Consider the following 18,463-nt stretch of genomic DNA (forward strand, 5'->3'; position numbering starts at 1 on the left):
TTGACTTCATTCACTCACCCTGTCACGTACCTCTGTACGCGCCGGGGATGCTTTCATTTGCCGCCTTGATGCAACACGAAGGATTTTGCGTAATTAAATAAACATTTTTCCAATAATAGCGGGTTAACAGGGAACAGACGTAAGGTTTTATGCCATCACATGGTGCACCAGCAGGTTAATTGCACCGCCACCGACAATCAGCCAGACAAACAGCGCCAGCGCCATCAGTAGCGGCTTCGCTCCTGCCTTTTTCAGTGCGCTGATATGGGTGGTTAATCCCAGTGCGGCCATCGCCATCGCCAGCAAAACGGTATCGACGGTAATCAGGACATCAACCACACCTTTCGGCAGCAGATGGAACGAGTTAAATACGGCCACCAGGATAAACAACACCGCAAACCACGGAATGGTAATTTTGCTCTTTTCGCCATCTGCCGCCGGGGAGAGTTGTTTAACCCGCGAGGCAAGCAGGATCAGGAACGGCGCCAGCATCATCACGCGCAGCATTTTGGCAATGACCGCCGCATTCTCGGCATCCGGGCTGACGGCATGGCCTGCGGCCACCACCTGCGCCACTTCATGCATGGTTGAACCCATATAGATGCCGTACGCTTCCGGGGTGAACCAGTGCGCCAGCAGCGGGTACATGGCCGGATAGATAAAAATGGCCAGTGTTCCGTAAATCACCACGGTGGCAACGGCAACGGCGACTTTGCTGGACTCCGCTTTGACCACCGGTTCGGTTGCCAGCACGGCGGCAGCGCCGCAGATACTGCTGCCTGCACCAATCAGCCAACTGGTTTTTCTGTCCAGCCCAAAGACCTTTTGACCGAGTAAACAGGCCAGCATGAAGGTGCTGGAGAGCATCAACACATCGATAGCGATGCCGCTGACGCCTACCTCAGCAATTTGCGAAAACGTCAGGCGCAAGCCATAAAGAATAATACCGAGACGCAACAAATGCTGTTTTGACCATAATACGCCCGCATCACAGTGAACGTGGATGCGCGGGTAAAGCGTGTTGCCTGCGACAATACCAAATAAGATAGCCAGCGTTAGCGCGCTAAAGCCTGCACCTGCAACCGAAGGAATATTACCCAGCCACAATGCCAGCCCGGCAATGACCGCACTGAGTAACAGACCCGGTGCGAACAACGCGACGTAGTTCTTGCGTGGAACATGATGTGTGATTTCAGTCATAACCTTCTCCTTTCTCCGGGTAAAAGGTTACGGCGCTCTGGTTTAAAGGTAAAATTGATTATATATTTATAATTAATCTTTATAAGTGGTAAGCGATCCTTGCCCCGACGGTGAAAATTTATGCATATCACATTACGGCAGCTCGAGGTTTTCGCCGAGGTGCTTAAGAGCGGTTCCACGACCCAGGCTTCGCAAATGTTGTCTTTATCGCAGTCGGCGGTCAGTGCTGCGCTGACCGACCTCGAAGGCCAACTCAGCGTTCAGCTTTTCGATCGCGTCGGTAAACGGCTGGTGGTGAATGAGCATGGCCGTTTGCTCTACCCCAGGGCGCTGGCGCTGCTGGAGCAGGCGACGGAAATTGAGCAACTGTTTCGTGAAGAAAACGGCGCAATTCGCGTTTACGCCAGTAGTACGATTGGCAACTACATCCTGCCGGAGATCATTGCCCACTATCGACGGGATTTTCCCCAGTTGCCGCTGGATATGAGCGTGGGCAACAGTCAGGACGTTATCAATGCAGTAGCCGATTTTCGTGTTGATATAGGTCTGATTGAAGGACCTTGCCATACGGCTGAGATCATCGCTGAACCCTGGCTTGAGGATGAACTGGTGGTGTTCGCGCCGCCAGACTCCCCGTTGTTGCAAGGGGAGGTCACGCTGGCGCGCCTGGCCGCTGCGCCGTGGATCCTGCGTGAGCGCGGCTCCGGTACCCGTGAGATTGTCGATTATCTGCTGCTATCCCATCTGCCTGAGTTTCATCTCGGCATGGAGCTTGGCAATTCAGAAGCTATCAAACATGCCGTGCGCCACGGGCTTGGCATCAGTTGCCTGTCGCGGCGCGTGATCGCCGAACAGCTTGAAGCGGGTTCGTTGGTCGAAGTCCCTGTTCCCTTGCCTCGCCTGGTACGCACCCTGTGGCGTATTCACCACCGTCAAAAGCATCTTTCCAGTGCACTGAATCGCTTTTTGCGTTATTGCGACATTTGATTGCACCAGTAACAGGCAGTTGCACCATTCTGGTATGCGACCGCCTGCTTTATCTCCTCTTTATGACCGCTTAACTGCCGCTATAGCGGGCCCGCTCGCGTTTTTCTCTCGTTGGCACATTAGTTGCAAAAAGTGATTCAAAGAATCTTTTGTTTCATGAGCGATGAGGTGACGAGAATGAAGAAGTGGATGATGGCAGCAGCGGGTGCGGCATTAATAGTGTCCTGTGCAGGGCAGGCGATGGCCGATCAGCTCCAGGATATTCAAAAGCGCGGCGTGCTGCGCGTGGCGGTACCGCAGGACTTCCCGCCGTTTGGCTCCGTGGGAACCGATCTCAAGCCGCAGGGCTACGATATCGACATGGCGGAGTATCTGGCCAAAGAGATGAAAGTGAAGGTAGAGCTGGTGCCGGTAACCAGCGCTAACCGCGTCCCTTATCTGCAAACCAATAAAGTTGATCTGGTCATCTCCAGCCTCGGTAAGAATGCGGAGCGCGAAAAAGTGATCGACTTTAGCCGCGCCTATGCTCCGTTCTTCCTCGGCGTATTTGGACCGAAAGACGCCACTCTGGCAGACGCTGCCGCGCTGAGCGGTAAGTCGGTCGGCGTCACCCGTGGGGCGGTGGAAGACATGGTGTTAAGCGATCTGGCCCCGAAAGATGCCGAGGTCAAACGCTACGAAGATAACAACACCACCATCTCTGCTTATCTTTCCGGCCAGGTGCAGTATATGGCGACAGGTAACGTTGTGGTGGCTGCGATTGCCCGCCAGAACCCGGAAAAAGCGCCGGTCAGCAAATTTATGCTTAAAGATTCCCCGTGCTTTATCGGGCTTAAGAAAAATGAGCCTGCACTGAAAGCCGAAGTGGACAAGCTGATTGAACAGGCATTGAAAGACGGCACGCTCAACAACTTCTCGCAGAAATGGATGCAGGCGCCGCTGCCCGCCACCCTGGGCGTGTAAGGGTCTGGCATGACGACAACGCTTGATTTTGCCGCGCTGTGGCCGTTCTGGCCACAGCTACTCGCGGGGCTTTGGACCACGGTAACCTTAACTATTCTGGCAACCATCGGCGGTGTATCTCTCGGCATCCTGGGGGCGGCGCTGCGTAGCGGCAAACCCACGCTGGCGAGCCATATCTGGGGCGCGTATGTCGAACTTATTCGTAATACGCCGTTCGTGGTGCAACTCTTTTTTATCGTTTTCGGTCTGCCTGGTCTGGGGCTGAAATTAACGGCAGGCGAGGCGGCGTTAATCGCCATGCTGGTCAACCTTGGGGCTTACAGTACGGAGATTATCCGCGCCGGGATCCAGGTGGCGCCAAAGGGACAGTGGGAAGCGGCGCGTGTGTTGGGGCTAACGAAAACGCAGACCTTTATTCGCGTGATCCTGCCGCCGTCGCTGCGGCGTATTTATCCGGCCCTGGTCAGCCAGTGCATTATCGTAATGCTCGGATCGTCGGTGGTCTCGCAGGTGTCCTATGAAGAGCTGACGTTTGCGGCAAACCTGATCCAGTCGCGTACGTTTTTAAGTTTTGAAGTTTATCTGGTTACCACATTGCTGTATCTGGCGCTTTCACTGTTGATGCGTCAGGTTTTGATGGCGGCGGGACGGAAGTGGTTGGGGAGCGAGAGTTGATGAGTACATTTACCGACTGGGATATTCTGCGCAACCTGTTGCTGGCGGCGCGCTGGACCTTGCTGCTGTCGCTGATCGCGTTCATTTGCGGCACGCTGGTGACACTGCCGCTGCTGGTATTACGTATCAGCCGCTTTCACTGGCCGAAACGTCTAATCAGCGCCTATGCCGCGCTTTTTCAGGGTACCCCGCTACTGATGCAGCTCTTTCTGGCTTTCTTCGGGATTGCCTTGTTCGGTATCGATGTTAGCCCGTGGACGGCGGCAACGCTGGCGCTGACGCTCTTTACCAGCGCGTTCCTGCTGGATATCTGGTACGGCAGTATTAAGGCGTTGCCGAAAGGGCAGTGGGAGGCCTGTCGCTGTCTGGGGTTGAGTTTTGGTCAGACACTGTTTCGGGTGATTGCGCCACAGGCTATTCGTATTGCCATTGCCCCGACGGTCGGCTTTTCCGTACAGGTGATTAAAGGGACGGCGTTAGCCTCGATTATCGGCTTTGTCGAACTGACCAAAGCGGGCACCATGCTGAATAATGTCACCTTCGCTCCTTTTAAAGTGTTTGGCCTGGTTGCCCTGGGCTATTTCCTGATGTGTTACCCGCTGTCGCGTTACAGCCGTTATCTGGAGAAGAAATTCCATGCCGCTCATCACCATTAATGACGTGCAAAAATACTATGGCGAGAACCATGTGCTCAAAGGCGTAAGCCTGGATATCGAAATGGGCGAAGTGGTGTCGATCATCGGGCGCAGCGGTTCCGGGAAAAGCACCTTGTTACGCTGCATGAATGGGCTTGAGGGCTACCAGGACGGCAGTATTAAACTCGGTGGGATGACGGTCACCGACCGGGAGTCGCAGGCGCGGGAAATCAGTCGCTCGGTGGGGATGGTGTTTCAGAGTTTTAACCTGTTTCCGCACATGACCGCGCTGGAGAACGTGATGCTGGCGCCGCGTCGGGTGCTGAAATTACCGGCGGATGAGTGCCGCAAACTGGCGATTGAGATGTTGGAGAAGGTCGGTCTCGGTGAGCGCATCGATTATTACCCGTCGAATTTGTCAGGCGGGCAGCAGCAGCGAGTGGCGATTGCCCGTGCGCTGGCGATGAAACCAAAAGTATTGCTCTGCGATGAGATAACTTCGGCGCTGGATCCGGAGCTGGTGGGCGAGGTGTTACGTGTGCTGGAGCAGCTTGCCGCCGAAGGAATGACCCTGATTCTGGTAACCCACGAGATGAGTTTTGCCCGCGAAGTGGGCGACCGGGTGGTGTTTATGCATCAGGGAAAAGTATGGGAGCAGGGCGAGAGTAAGTCGTTCTTTAGCCAGCCGCGTACCCCGGAATTGCAGCAATTTATCGCCTCAGTGCGTGGACTGAATTAGGTCTTTGCGTTTTTCCCCTCACCTGGCCCTCTCTCCAAAAGGAGAGGGGAGGTTGCAGTTACGCCGCTTTGCGTGAGCTTTCAGCCGCTTTTCCCCCTCGCTCGCCAGATGTCGATTCCACTGCTTTACTTATAATCCACTGGCGATCATGAAGGTCTCTAATAAGACGTTGATTGTGCCGGAAGGATGCCCTTTCGTTTGCTACAATCGCGCCTCATTTTTTAGATGGATAGCATTTTCTTATGGTTTCCGAAACTAAAACCACACAAGCGCCCACGCTTCGCCGTGAACTCAAGGCGCGTCACCTGACGATGATCGCCATTGGCGGATCAATCGGTACAGGGTTGTTTGTCGCATCAGGGGCGACGATTTCTCAGGCGGGCCCGGGCGGCGCGCTGTTCTCCTATATTCTTATCGGTCTGATGGTCTATTTCCTGATGACCAGCCTTGGCGAGCTGGCGGCGTATATGCCGGTGTCTGGCTCCTTCGCGACTTACGGTCAGCAATACGTTGAAGAGGGCTTTGGCTTCGCGCTGGGCTGGAACTATTGGTACAACTGGGCGGTGACCATCGCCGTTGACCTGGTGGCCTCGCAACTGGTGATGACCTGGTGGTTCCCGGATACGCCCGGCTGGATCTGGAGCGCCGTATTCCTGTGCGTGATCTTCCTGCTCAACTACATCTCCGTTAAAGGCTTTGGCGAAGCGGAATACTGGTTTTCGCTTATCAAAGTGACCACCGTTATCATCTTCATCGTCGTTGGCGTACTGATGATCGTCGGCATTTTCAAAGGCGACCAGCCGGCTGGCTGGAGCAACTGGCAGGTAGGCGACGCACCCTTTGCGGGTGGGCTATCGGCGATGATTGGCGTGGCGATGATTGTCGGCTTCTCCTTCCAGGGTACCGAACTGATTGGTATTGCGGCAGGTGAGTCCGAAGATCCGGAGAAAAATATTCCGCGCGCGGTGCGTCAGGTGTTCTGGCGTATTCTGCTGTTCTATGTGTTCGCTATCCTGGTCATCAGCCTGATCATTCCTTATACCGATCCGAGCCTGCTGCGTAACGATGTGAAAGACATCAGCGTCAGCCCGTTCACCCTGGTATTTGAACATGCGGGTTTGTTGTCTGCGGCAGCGGTAATGAATGCCGTTATCCTCACGGCGGTACTGTCGGCGGGTAACTCCGGTATGTACGCGTCTACCCGTATGCTCTATACCCTGGCCTGCGATGGCAAAGCGCCGCGCATTTTCGCTAAACTGTCGAAAGGCGGCGTGCCGCGCAACGCCCTGTATGCCACCACCGTGATTGCGGGTCTGTGCTTCCTGACGTCGATGTTTGGCAACCAGACCGTTTACCTGTGGCTGCTGAACACCTCCGGTATGACCGGTTTTATCGCCTGGTTGGGTATTGCTATCAGCCATTACCGCTTCCGTCGTGGTTATGTCATGCAGGGGCACGATCTGAACAACCTGCCGTACCGTTCAGGTTTCTTCCCGCTGGGGCCGATCTTCGCTTTTGTGCTGTGCCTGATCATCACCCTGGGCCAGAACTATCAGGCTTTCCTGGCGGATACCATTGACTGGGGCGCCGTAGCGGCAACCTATATTGGTATTCCACTGTTCCTGATCATCTGGTTTGGTTACAAGCTGTCGAAAGGCACCCACTTTGTAAGCTACAAAGATATGGTGTTTCCGGAGCGCTTTAAGAAGTAACCGTCAGTTGTTCTGCGATGACCAATAAAAACGCCCCGGCAAATTACCGGGGCGTTTTTTGTTAAGCGTTATCAGAAGTTATAGGTTAAGCCAACGGTATAGCGGCGGCCATCAAGGACCGTGTCATAGGTGTCGTAATCAATCTGCTTATCCAGCAGGTTGTAAACCCCGGCGGAGACCAGCAAATTCTTATTCGCGTTGTAACGCAGACCCACATCCACCTGACTGTAAGATGGCGTACCCTGCGACATTGAGGTGCGGCTTAAGTATTCCGAGGTTTTGCCACGGAAGTTCAGGCGACCCCATAGACCCACATCCTGCGTGGCCTGCCAGTCGAGCGTGGTGTTGATCATGTGTTTCGGCATTTTGTTAAGCGGCTTGCCGGAGAACTGACCGCTTTTCTGTTCTGACTCGGTGAAGGTGTAGTTGGCCGTCAGGTTAAGGTCGCGCGTGATGTTCCAGCCGAAGGTGGACTCGACGCCGCGCATGTTGGCTTTCTCAACGTTAACGCGATCGCTAACAAAATCGTAACTGACGCTGCCGATCGTACAGGCCGGATCGGCGCTGCTGTTGCACCGACGTACTTCGGTGATTTTATCCTTGAAGTCGGTGTTGAACAGCGTAATGCCCGCGTTGAGGGTGTCATTGTTATCCCACAGCAGGGCGATTTCTTCGCTCAGGCTTTTTTCCGGTTTCAGGTCGGGGTTGCCGACAATCATGCCATTCATGCGGCCACCGCCTGTCGCCTGTCCCCAGCTTGCGGAAGACTGACGCAGATCCGGGGCGCGATAACCTGCCGATACGCCGCCTTTGATCGTCCACTGGTCGGTCAGATGCCACACGCCGTAGCCGCGCGGTGTCCAGTTGGTGCCGTAGTTTTCATCTTTGTCCATGCGCAGGCCGCCAGTCAGTGTCACGCTGTCGAGCACCGCCCATTCATCTTCTGCAAATAACGCCCAGCTCCAGCGGGTGAGTTTATTCAGCCCGTCCGCTGCTTCCAGTTGATTGCCGTTATCGCGCAGTTTCTCATAGCGATACTGCCCGCCGACCGTCATGGTATGGCTACCAAGGAAGATCTGGTTCTGGTTGTTGACGATGGTGTTATACGACTTCATCTGGCGACCCGGGTTATTGGTCTCTTCCTGTTGAATGTAGCTGGATGTGTTGAAGTCGCTGTAATAACCGCTGTGGGTTAACGAGTAAGTGGTGTGCTCGTAGCGGCTGTCACTTTTGCTGTTGGGCGTACAAACGTTGCCACGACAGGTCTCTGCCGCCGAAGACATACCAGGCGTACTGTTGCGATCCTGCAATTCGCGGGCAATATCCAGGTCGAAATCGTTTTTATCATCCGGGGTGAAATTGAACGTCACGCCACCGTTGCGCAGGCGCTGCTCGTTATAGCCGTTGAGGATTTTATCTTCCGCGCGACGGGATAATAGCCCGCTCACTTTCGCGCCCAGTAGCCCGTCAATCAGCGGGCCGGAAGCGGAAGCGTTGGTCTGGAAGAGATCGCCGGAATCACTGTTTTCCTGGAAAGTGGCATCGCCATGCACGGAGCCCGTCCAGCCTTTGGTATTGGACACTTTTTTGGTGATGACGTTAATCACACCGCCCATTGCGTCCGAACCGTACAGCGATGACATCGGGCCGCGGATGACTTCAATACGCTCAATGGATTCCAGTGGCGGCAGCCAGCCCTGTTCGATACCGGCGCTATCACTGTTGGGACGCGTACCGCGTGTGCTGATTCGTTTGCCATCGACCAAAAAGAGGGTGTATTGCGAAGCCATGCCGCGAATGCTGATATCACTGCTGCTGCCACCGCCGGTCACCACCACACCCGGAACATCTTTCAACGCGTCGGTGACATCCCGGTACGCTTTATCTTCAAGTTGTTGTTTAGAAATAACCGAAATAGAGGCCGGGGCGTTCTGGATTTTCTGTTCAAATCCGGTTGCGGAGACGACAACGGTGTCTTCTCCAGCCGCAAGGAGTGCCGGGGGGAAGGTGGCAGCGCAGACGGCAACTGCCAGCAATTTAGCGCGAGGTAAAGTCATTTTGTCATTCCGTTTAAATGAATAAAGCTCCATCGGGCAATACCATGAAGACTATAAGTATTTGTCTTTTAAGAACTCTGGTGATGGAGAAGCGGAAGGATTGTGGATAAAAAGTGAATTTATGTAAATATAACTGATAATTGAAATCATTTGCATTAATTGTTTTTAGTGAGGGGAAATCTAGTTTTTTCAGCGGGATAGTGGCAAGTGTAAGGAATCGTAAAGAGGAGGGCACCGCCCTCCGGTGATTATTTCAGCAGATATTGCGCGTGGAAACGCAGGTGGTCTTCAATAAACGAGGCCATAAAGTAATAGCTGTGATCATAGCCAGGCTGAACGCGAAGCGTGAGCGGCCAGCCGGTCTGGCGGGCGGCCTCAGCCAGACGGGCGGGCTGTAGCTGTGCTGCGAGGAATTGATCGGCATCGCCCTGATCGATAAGCGTCGGGATCGCATCTTTATTTTGACTGGCCAGCATCAGCGCGCAGCTATCCCAGGCCTGCCAGGTTGAGGTGTCGTTGCCCAGATAAGCGCTAAAGGCTTTCTGTCCCCAGGGGACCTGTGCCGGGTTTACAATTGGCGCAAACGCAGAAACGCTGGTAAAGCGCCCCGGGTTTTTCAGCGCCATGATCAGTGCGCCGTGGCCGCCCATCGAATGACCGCTGATGGCGCAACGTTCGCTGACGGTAAATTGTGATTGAATCAACGCGGGCAGTTCATCGCGCAGATAGTCATACATGCGGTAATGCGCCGCCCACGGTTGTTCGGTGGCGTTGAGATAAAAGCCCGCGCCTTTGCCCAGATCATAGCCATCGGCGTCGGCAACGTCATCACCGCGCGGACTGGTATCCGGCATTACCAGAACAATCCCCAGCTCAGCCGCAACGCGTTGCGCGCCGGCTTTGGTGGTGAAATTTTCATCGGTACAGGTCAGGCCCGACAGCCAGTACAGCACCGGAGGGGGTGTTGTTGTCTTCGCAGGCGGTAAAAAAATGCTGAATGTCATGGTGCAATTCAGCACGGTGGAGTCGTGCCGCCAGCGTTGTTGGCGCCCCTCAAAACAGCGGTGCTCTTCAAGCAATTCCATGCAAGGCTCCTTGATTATTTGTTAACAGTTAAAGCGTGACGATCACTCATAATACAGATAATTCATGCGCCTGTGAGTAACTTTCACTTTCACCTCGCTGCATCATAATGCATCATAAATTTTACTTTTTTTTAACGTCAGAGGTTTTCATGGCGCTACGCATTGCGCTCTGTGGCTTTATCGTACTGGTGGTGGCAATGGGAATAGGGCGCTTTGCCTTCACGCCCCAGGTGCCGCTGATGATTCGCGATGGACAACTGACGTTAACCAGCGCCGGACTGGTCGCTGCGATGAATTACCTCGGTTATTTACTGGGAGCGTGGGATGCGATGCGTGCCAGTAAACATATCGAGATGCGTCTGTATCTTGGCGTTGCGGGTGCTGTTGCGCTGACCTTTCTTTCGGCGCTGGCGGATAACGCCATTGCACACGGCGCGCTGCGTCTGGTGATTGGTGCGATGAGCGGCTGGGCGATGGTGCTTACCGCGGCCTGGACGAACGAGCGCCTGGCGCATTACGCCCGTCCGGGTTTGAGTGCCGCCGTGTTTGCCGGGCCGGGGGCGGGCATCGCCCTGAGCGGCCTGCTGGCGGTGGTTATTCAGTCGCGCGCGCTCTCCTCAACGGCAGCCTGGCAGGTCTATGGCGTACTGGCTCTGGTGCTGGTGGTATTGATCGCCCGCTATTTGCCGCGTCCGGGCCAGTTACATCGCTCCGGCGTTCAGCCAGAACCGCTGCATTTGACGACCGATCTGAAACGACTGGTCTGGAGCTATAGCCTGGCGGGGTTTGGCTACATCTTACCCGCGACTTTTCTTTCGCAAATGGCAGCGCTGCGCTTTCCCGGTAGCCTCTTTGCGCAGTTTGTCTGGCCGGTGTTTGGTGCTGCCGCCGTTGTCGGGATTGGGCTGAGTATTGCCCTGCGTCATGTGGGCCACAGCCATCAGCGGCTGGCGATTGTGCTTTGGCTACAGGGGTTGGGTGTGGTGGCCTCTTGCGTATTGCCGGGGATGAGTGGTCTGGTCATGGGCGCGCTGTTGGTCGGCGGGGGTTTTCTGTGTGCGGTGCAGTTGTCGCTGCTGTATGGTCGCGAACTGGCGCCGAATCATACCCGGTATATGGCGGGTTTGCTCACCACCGGCTATGCCGTCGGGCAATTGATTGGGCCGATGACGTCTGCGCTTTCCACCTGGCTTACGCAGCGGCTGGAACCCGCACTCGGACTGGCCGGGCTGGCGTTGCTGCTCGGCGGGATTTTGGTCTGGAAACGCACGGCGTGAAAGGTACGAGCAATTTCATTAATTATCACTGTGAATACTGGATTCTGTGCGCGACCTCACGCACAATGATTGCTCGCTTCGCCCGTCGCACGGCGAAGACGCCACACCTGCAGGAGAATAAAAAATGTCATCACTCAGTAAAGAAGCGGCTCTCGTTCATGAAGCCCTGGTTGCCCGTGGCCTTGAAACTCCATTGCGCCCACCTGTCGACATGGATAACGAAACCCGTAAACGCCTGATAGCCGGTCATATGACCGAGATTATGCAGCTCCTTAATCTCGATCTGAATGATGACAGCCTGATGGAAACCCCACATCGCATCGCCAAAATGTACGTTGATGAAATTTTCTCGGGACTGGATTATGCCAATTTCCCGAAAATTACCGTCATCGAAAATAAAATGAAAGTGGATGAGATGGTGACAGTGCGTGATATTACGCTGACCAGCACCTGTGAACACCACTTTGTCACTATCGATGGGAAAGCGACCGTCGCTTATATTCCCAAAGAGTCGGTGATTGGTCTGTCGAAAATTAACCGTATTGTGCAGTTCTTTGCCCAGCGTCCGCAGGTGCAGGAACGTTTGACGCAGCAGATCCTGACGGCGCTGCAAACGCTGCTGGGTACCAATAATGTGGCGGTATCCATTGACGCGGTGCATTACTGTGTGAAAGCACGTGGCATTCGTGATGCAACCAGCGCCACCACCACGACATCACTGGGCGGCCTGTTTAAGTCCAGCCAGAACACTCGCCAGGAGTTCCTGCGCGCAGTACGTCACCATAACTAATTCGCCAGGAGAGCTGGATACATGGAGAGAAATGTCACGCTGGATTTTGTTCGTGGCATTGCCATTCTCGGTATCCTGCTTCTGAATATCACCGCTTTTGGACTGCCAAAGGCGGCCTATCTTAATCCCGCCTGGGCTGGCAGCATCACCTTAAGCGATGCCTGGACATGGGCGGGGCTCGACCTGTTTGCGCAGGTGAAATTCCTCTCTCTGTTTGCGCTTCTCTTTGGCGCGGGCCTGCAAATGCTCTTGCCACGCGGCAAGCGCTGGATCCAGTCACGCTTAACGTTACTGGTACTGCTGGGTTTTATTCACGCGCTGGTTTTCTGGGATGGCGATATTTTGCTGGCTTATGGGCTGATTGGGCTTATCAGTTGGCGCATGATTCGCGATGCGCAAAGTGTAAAAGCGTTGTTCAACACCGGGCTGGCACTGTATTTGATTGGCATTGTGGTGTTGCTGTTGCTGGGGGTTATCTCCGGTAGCGCGCCCAACCGTTCATGGCTACCGGGACCGGCCAATATCCAGTATGAAGTCTGGTGGAAAACCACAGGCAGCGTGATGGAGGCCATCAGTAATCGTGCTGATATGCTGTCCAGCGGTCTGCTGGCGCTGGGGGCGCAGTATGGTTGGGAGTTGGCCGGGCTGATGTTGCTTGGCGCAGCGCTGATGCGTAGCGGCTGGCTGAAAGGACAATTCAGCCTGGGGCACTATCGCCGTACGGGATGCTTTTTGATAGCGCTTGGCGTAGCGATAAACCTGCCGGCTATTATTGCCCAATGGCAACTTGACTGGGCATATCGCTGGTGCGCGTTTATCCTGCAAGCGCCGCGTGAGTTGGGCGCACCTATACAGGTGCTGGGTTATACCGCGCTTATTTTTGGTTTCTGGCCACAACTGTGCCGCTGGAGACTGGTTAATGCTGTGGCCTGCGTTGGGCGGATGGCACTGAGCAATTACCTGTTGCAAACGCTCATTTGTACCACGCTGTTTTATCGTTTCGGCCTGGTGATGAAGTTTGATCGCTTGCAACTGCTGGCTTTCGTCCCACCCGTCTGGGCCATCAATATTCTCTTCTCTGTTCTCTGGCTGCGTCGGTTCCGTCAGGGGCCGATGGAGTGGTTGTGGCGGCAATTAACCGCGCGTGCTGCGGGGACATCATTGCCGCGCACATCCAGATAACGATCTGGATCACAATCATTAACAAAATGGATGTAACCGTTTCCATTGATGTGATGCCACTCACGCAGCAACCGCTCGCCGACTGAGAGAATAGCCTCCTTGCTAAACAGGGGGTATCTGTGAGCTGCCGTAATCAACATAAAGGTTGGTCAATATGATCACCATTCGTGATGTGGCCCGTCAGGCGGGCGTTTCCGTCGCGACGGTTTCCCGTGTGCTGAATAACAGTGCGCTGGTCAGTCAGGAAACGCGGGAAGCGGTGATGAAGGCGGTTGCGCAACTGGGCTATCGCCCGAATGCCAACGCACAGGCACTGGCCACGCAGATCAGCGACACCATCGGCGTGGTGGTGATGGACGTCTCCGACGCCTTCTTTGGCGCGCTGGTGAAAGCGGTGGATACCGTGGCGCAGCAGCACCAAAAATATGTGCTCATCGGCAACAGTTACCACGAAGCGGAAAAAGAGCGTCATGCTATTGAGGTGCTGATACGTCAACGATGTAACGCATTGATCGTTCATTCAAAAGCACTAAGCGATGAAGAACTCGCCGGGTTTATGGAACAGATTCCTGGCATGGTGGTGATCAATCGTGTGGTGCCGGGTTATGTCCACCGTTGTGTCTCACTCGATAACGTCAGTGGGGCGGTGATGGCCACCCGTATGCTGCTTAATCACGGACATCAACGCATAGGCTATCTCGCCTCCAGCCATCAGATTGAAGATAACGACATGCGCCGTGAGGGCTGGGTTAAAGCGCTTGCGGAGCAGGGTATTGCCGCGCCGGATGCCTGGGTGGGTATGGGTTCACCGGATATGCAGGGCGGGGAGGCTGCTATGGTGGAGCTCCTGAGCCGCAACCAGCAGCTTACAGCGGTGTTTGCCTATAACGACAGCATGGCCGCAGGGGCGTTAACGGCGCTGAAAGATAATGGCATTGCGGTGCCACCGCATCTTTCTCTCATTGGTTTCGATGATATCCCAATTGCCCGTTATACCGATCCGCAATTGACGACGGTGCGATACCCGATTGCGTCAATGGCCCGTCTGGCCACTGAACTGGCGCTGATGGGGGCTGCGGGCAAGCTCGATCCTGAGGCGACGCACTGCTTTATGCCAACGCTGGTACGCCGTCATTCTGTCGCCTCACGTCAATCTGTGGCAACGATCACTAACTTATGATGTTTGTTGATGTAACCGTTTTCAATCTGTGAGTAAATTCACAGTATCTTAACAAGACGGTGACTATGATGTCAGCGTTTTAGAAGCTGAAACACAATGTAACGGTGATTATTCATTTCCACCGAGTCATTCAGCCTGAAGCATCGAAGAAAGCGCATTATTGGAGCGTTACCGAACACGGAAGAAAGAATTTTTTGAGTGAACTTCGGCGAACAGTAACGTTTCATTAACTTGCTGCCCCCGCCGATCATTATTCGCATGAACTACCCTGCATAAAAAAACCGGAGATACCATGAATAAGAAGGTGTTGACTCTGTCTGCTGTTATGGCAAGCATGCTTTTTGGCGCAGCCGCACATGCAGCTGATACCCGTATTGGTGTGACCATCTATAAATATGACGACAACTTCATGTCAGTTGTCCGTAAAGCCATCGAGAAAGACGCCAAAGAAGCTTCTGGCGTACAGCTGCTGATGAACGACTCCCAGAACGACCAGTCCAAACAGAACGATCAGATCGACGTTCTGCTGGCGAAAGGCGTTAAAGCTCTGGCAATCAACCTGGTTGACCCGGCTGCTGCAGGCACCGTTATCGAAAAAGCACGTGGCCAGAACATTCCGGTTGTGTTCTTCAACAAAGAGCCTTCTCGTAAAGCGCTGGACAGCTACGACAAAGCTTATTATGTGGGTACTGACTCCAAAGAATCCGGCATTATTCAGGGCGACCTGATTGCCAAACACTGGGCTGACAATAAAAACTGGGACCTGAACAAAGACGGTCAAATCCAGTACGTTCTGCTGAAAGGCGAACCAGGTCACCCGGATGCTGAAGCTCGTACCACTTACGTTATCAAAGAGCTGAATGACAAAGGCATCAAAACTGAGCAACTGCAGTTAGATACCGCAATGTGGGATACCGCTCAGGCGAAAGACAAAATGGACGCATGGCTGTCCGGCCCGAACGCCAACAAAATTGAAGTCGTGATCGCGAACAACGATGCGATGGCAATGGGTGCGGTTGAAGCGCTGAAAGCGCACAACAAATCCTCCATCCCGGTATTCGGCGTGGATGCGCTGCCAGAAGCTCTGGCCCTGGTTAAATCTGGCGCCATGGCCGGTACCGTGCTGAACGATGCCAACAACCAGGCGAAAGCAACCTTCGATCTGGCGAAAAACCTGGCAGACGGTAAAGGCGCAGCTGACGGCACCAACTGGAAAATTGAGAACAAAATTGTTCGTATTCCTTACGTTGGTGTAGATCAGGGCAATCTGTCTCAGTTCATCGGTAAATAATTCGTTTTAAGCATGTTCTCACCGGGCGCAACAATAATAGTTGCGCCCTTATAATACGATATGCCAGGCCAACAAGGTACAATTATGGTCAGCAATAATACTCAGTCGTCCGGTGAATTCTTGTTGGAAATGAGCAATATCAACAAGTCTTTTCCAGGGGTAAAGGCTCTCGATAATGTGAATTTAAAAGTGCGTCCGCACTCAATCCATGCATTAATGGGTGAAAATGGCGCCGGTAAATCGACATTATTAAAATGCCTTTTTGGGATATATCAGAAAGACTCCGGTAGTATTCTTTTTCAGGGAAAAGAAATCGATTTCCATTCTGCAAAAGAAGCGCTGGAAAATGGTATCTCAATGGTTCACCAGGAACTTAACCTGGTGTTGCAACGTTCTGTAATGGACAACATGTGGTTAGGTCGCTACCCAACCAAAGGCGTGTTTGTCGATCAGGACAAAATGTACCGTGATACAAAAGACATCTTTGATGAGCTGGATATTGATATTGATCCGCGCGCGCGCGTCGGTACATTATCTGTTTCGCAAATGCAGATGATCGAAATTGCAAAAGCGTTCTCATACGATGCCAAAATTGTCATCATGGACGAACCAACTTCTTCGCTGACCGAAAAAGAAGTTAATCATCTTTTCAAAATTATCCGTAAGCTGAAAGATCGCGGCTGCGGTATTGTCTATATTTCCCATAAGATGGAAGAAATCTTCCAGCTGTGTGATGAAATTACGATCCTGCGTGATGGTCAGTGGATTGCGACCCAGCCGCTCGAAGGGCTGGATATGGACAAGATCATTGCGATGATGGTAGGGCGTTCGCTCAACCAACGTTTCCCGGATCGCCAGAACACGCCGGGCGAGACGATTCTCGAAGTGCGTAATCTGACATCATTGCGTCAGCCATCAATCCGCGATATCTCCTTTGATCTGCGTAAAGGTGAAATTCTTGGTATCGCTGGTCTGGTTGGGGCGAAGCGTACCGATATCGTAGAAACATTATTTGGTATTCGTGAAAAAGCCACGGGTACAATTAAGCTACACGGCAAAAATATTAATAACCACAATGCGAATGAAGCCATCAATAATGGTTTCGCACTGGTTACCGAAGAGCGTCGCTCTACCGGGATTTACGCTTACCTGGATATCGGATTTAACTCGCTTATTTCCAATATTCAGAACTATAAAAATAAAGTCGGTCTGCTGGATAATTCCCGTATGAAAAGCGATACCCAATGGGTTATTGACTCCATGCGCGTGAAAACACCCGGCCACCGTACCCAAATTGGATCGCTTTCTGGTGGTAACCAACAGAAAGTGATTATTGGTCGCTGGTTGTTAACCCAACCGGAAATCTTAATGCTTGACGAACCAACGCGCGGTATTGACGTTGGGGCGAAGTTCGAGATTTATCAGCTGATTGCGGAGCTGGCGAAGAAAAATAAGGGGATTATTATTATTTCCTCTGAAATGCCTGAATTGTTGGGTATCACTGACCGTATTCTGGTGATGAGCAATGGTCTCGTTGCTGGAATTGTTGACACTAAAACGACAACGCAAAACGAAATACTCCGTCTTGCGTCTTTGCACCTTTAAGATCAGGGGCTCCTCATGAGTGCGTTAAATAAAAAAACTTTTCTCACTTATCTGAAAGACGGCGGTATTTACGTTGTTCTTTTAGTGTTACTGGCGATTATTATTTTCCAGGATCCTACGTTCTTAAGTCTGCTGAACTTAAGTAACATTCTGACCCAATCCTCCGTGCGTATTATCATCGCACTGGGCGTAGCCGGGCTGATTGTGACACAGGGTACTGACCTGTCCGCAGGGCGCCAGGTGGGCCTGGCGGCGGTAGTGGCAGCGACCTTGTTGCAGTCGATGGAAAACGTCAACAAAGTGTTCCCGGAAATGCACACGATGCCAATCATCGCGGTCATCGGCATTGTCTGTGTGATCGGTGCGGTCATCGGCCTGGTGAACGGTATTATCATCGCTTACCTCAACGTGACGCCTTTTATCACCACGTTGGGTACGATGATCATCGTGTACGGTATCAACTCCCTGTACTACGACTTCGTGGGTGCATCGCCGATTTCCGGCTTTGACAGCGGCTTCTCTACCTTCACGCAAGGCTTTATCGCGTTAGGCTCTTTCCGCCTGTCTTACATCACTTTCTATGCGCTTATTGCCGTCGCCTTCGTTTGGGTGTTGTGGAACAAAACTCGCTTTGGCAAAAACATTTTCGCTATCGGTGGTAACCCGGAAGCGGCGAAAGTGTCTGGTGTTAACGTTGCGTTGAACCTGCTGATGATCTATGCCCTGTCCGGTGTGTTCTATGCGTTCGGTGGGATGCTGGAAGCTGGTCGTATCGGTTCGGCAACCAACAACCTCGGCTTTATGTACGAACTTGATGCTATCGCAGCGTGCGTGGTAGGCGGCGTCTCCTTTAGCGGCGGGGTAGGTACTGTTCTGGGCGTGGTGACCGGTGTAATCATCTTCACCGTTATCAACTACGGTCTGACCTATATCGGTATCAACCCGTACTGGCAGTACATCATTAAGGGCGGCATCATCATCTTCGCGGTGGCGCTGGACTCCCTGAAATACGCGCGTAAGAAATAACAATCAGAACCCGGATGCGGCGTTGCCGTATCCGGGCTCTGACTACTTTTTGCAGCAAA

At 53.2% G+C, this 18,463-nt stretch carries 16 protein-coding genes; 13 read left to right on the forward strand and 3 right to left on the reverse strand.

What is annotated here, in order from left to right; translation table 11 throughout:
- Positions 1-147 precede the first annotated feature (147 nt).
- The gene (locus tag ACS0RQ_RS08535) at positions 148-1,200 is read right to left on the reverse strand and encodes a YeiH family protein (protein WP_271850759.1); all 1,053 of its coding nucleotides are present in this window, start codon (positions 1,198-1,200) and stop codon (positions 148-150) included.
- Positions 1,201-1,320: 120 nt separating this feature from the next.
- Between ACS0RQ_RS08535 and yieE the strand changes: the two genes are divergently transcribed.
- From yieE to ACS0RQ_RS08565, 6 genes are all read left to right on the forward strand, one after another.
- Complete coding sequence (gene yieE, locus ACS0RQ_RS08540; protein ID WP_039079964.1) at positions 1,321-2,187, forward strand: DNA-binding transcriptional regulator YeiE; 867 nt, start codon at positions 1,321-1,323, stop codon at positions 2,185-2,187.
- A gap of 177 nt (positions 2,188-2,364) precedes the next feature.
- Positions 2,365-3,150 carry a transporter substrate-binding domain-containing protein gene (locus ACS0RQ_RS08545; RefSeq protein ID WP_039079965.1) on the forward strand — a complete coding sequence of 262 codons (786 nt, stop codon included), beginning with the start codon at positions 2,365-2,367 and terminating at the stop codon, positions 3,148-3,150.
- Positions 3,151-3,159: 9 nt separating this feature from the next.
- On the forward strand, positions 3,160-3,825 hold the full coding sequence (locus tag ACS0RQ_RS08550) for an amino acid ABC transporter permease (RefSeq protein ID WP_039079966.1): 666 nt from the start codon (positions 3,160-3,162) through the stop codon (positions 3,823-3,825).
- Positions 3,825-4,481, forward strand: coding sequence for an amino acid ABC transporter permease (locus tag ACS0RQ_RS08555; protein ID WP_271850758.1), 657 nt, complete (start codon positions 3,825-3,827; stop codon positions 4,479-4,481). Before ACS0RQ_RS08550 ends, ACS0RQ_RS08555 begins: the two co-directional genes overlap by 1 nt.
- Positions 4,462-5,199, forward strand: coding sequence for an amino acid ABC transporter ATP-binding protein (locus ACS0RQ_RS08560; RefSeq protein WP_039079968.1), 738 nt, complete (start codon positions 4,462-4,464; stop codon positions 5,197-5,199). Before ACS0RQ_RS08555 ends, ACS0RQ_RS08560 begins: the two co-directional genes overlap by 20 nt.
- Before the next feature lie 242 nt (positions 5,200-5,441).
- The gene (locus tag ACS0RQ_RS08565) at positions 5,442-6,911 is read left to right on the forward strand and encodes an amino acid permease (RefSeq protein ID WP_039079969.1); all 1,470 of its coding nucleotides are present in this window, start codon (positions 5,442-5,444) and stop codon (positions 6,909-6,911) included.
- 71 nt (positions 6,912-6,982) lie between these two features.
- Here ACS0RQ_RS08565 and ACS0RQ_RS08570 read toward each other — a convergent pair whose 3' ends face one another.
- Positions 6,983-8,968: a ligand-gated channel protein gene (locus tag ACS0RQ_RS08570; protein ID WP_334632432.1), complete on the reverse strand. Its 1,986-nt coding sequence runs from the start codon at positions 8,966-8,968 to the stop codon at positions 6,983-6,985.
- Positions 8,969-9,216: 248 nt separating this feature from the next.
- On the reverse strand, positions 9,217-10,053 hold the full coding sequence (fghA, locus tag ACS0RQ_RS08575) for an S-formylglutathione hydrolase (RefSeq protein WP_271850756.1): 837 nt from the start codon (positions 10,051-10,053) through the stop codon (positions 9,217-9,219).
- Between the two features lie 149 nt (positions 10,054-10,202).
- Between fghA and ACS0RQ_RS08580 the strand changes: the two genes are divergently transcribed.
- The 7 genes from ACS0RQ_RS08580 (at position 10,203) to mglC (ending at position 18,404) form a co-directional block, all read left to right on the forward strand.
- A complete protein-coding gene (locus tag ACS0RQ_RS08580) occupies positions 10,203-11,330 on the forward strand; it encodes a YbfB/YjiJ family MFS transporter (RefSeq protein WP_334632431.1) in 1,128 nt (375 codons plus the stop codon).
- A gap of 124 nt (positions 11,331-11,454) precedes the next feature.
- A complete protein-coding gene (gene folE, locus ACS0RQ_RS08585) occupies positions 11,455-12,120 on the forward strand; it encodes a GTP cyclohydrolase I FolE (protein WP_039079972.1) in 666 nt (221 codons plus the stop codon).
- Between the two features lie 21 nt (positions 12,121-12,141).
- A complete protein-coding gene (gene yeiB, locus ACS0RQ_RS08590; RefSeq protein WP_271850754.1) occupies positions 12,142-13,302 on the forward strand; it encodes a DUF418 domain-containing protein YeiB in 1,161 nt (386 codons plus the stop codon).
- Between the two features lie 154 nt (positions 13,303-13,456).
- Positions 13,457-14,482, forward strand: coding sequence for an HTH-type transcriptional regulator GalS (gene galS, locus ACS0RQ_RS08595; protein ID WP_039079974.1), 1,026 nt, complete (start codon positions 13,457-13,459; stop codon positions 14,480-14,482).
- Positions 14,483-14,774: 292 nt separating this feature from the next.
- Positions 14,775-15,773, forward strand: a complete 999-nt coding sequence (gene mglB / locus ACS0RQ_RS08600; RefSeq protein WP_039079975.1) for a galactose/glucose ABC transporter substrate-binding protein MglB — start codon at positions 14,775-14,777, stop codon at positions 15,771-15,773.
- An 84-nt stretch (positions 15,774-15,857) separates the two neighbouring features.
- On the forward strand, positions 15,858-17,378 hold the full coding sequence (mglA, locus tag ACS0RQ_RS08605; protein WP_271850753.1) for a galactose/methyl galactoside ABC transporter ATP-binding protein MglA: 1,521 nt from the start codon (positions 15,858-15,860) through the stop codon (positions 17,376-17,378).
- A gap of 15 nt (positions 17,379-17,393) precedes the next feature.
- On the forward strand, positions 17,394-18,404 hold the full coding sequence (mglC, locus tag ACS0RQ_RS08610; protein WP_039079977.1) for a galactose/methyl galactoside ABC transporter permease MglC: 1,011 nt from the start codon (positions 17,394-17,396) through the stop codon (positions 18,402-18,404).
- Positions 18,405-18,463: the final 59 nt, after the last annotated feature.

Origin of the sequence: Phytobacter diazotrophicus (genome assembly GCF_052061655.1) — a bacterium.
In the GTDB taxonomy this organism is placed as follows: domain Bacteria; phylum Pseudomonadota; class Gammaproteobacteria; order Enterobacterales; family Enterobacteriaceae; genus Phytobacter; species Phytobacter diazotrophicus.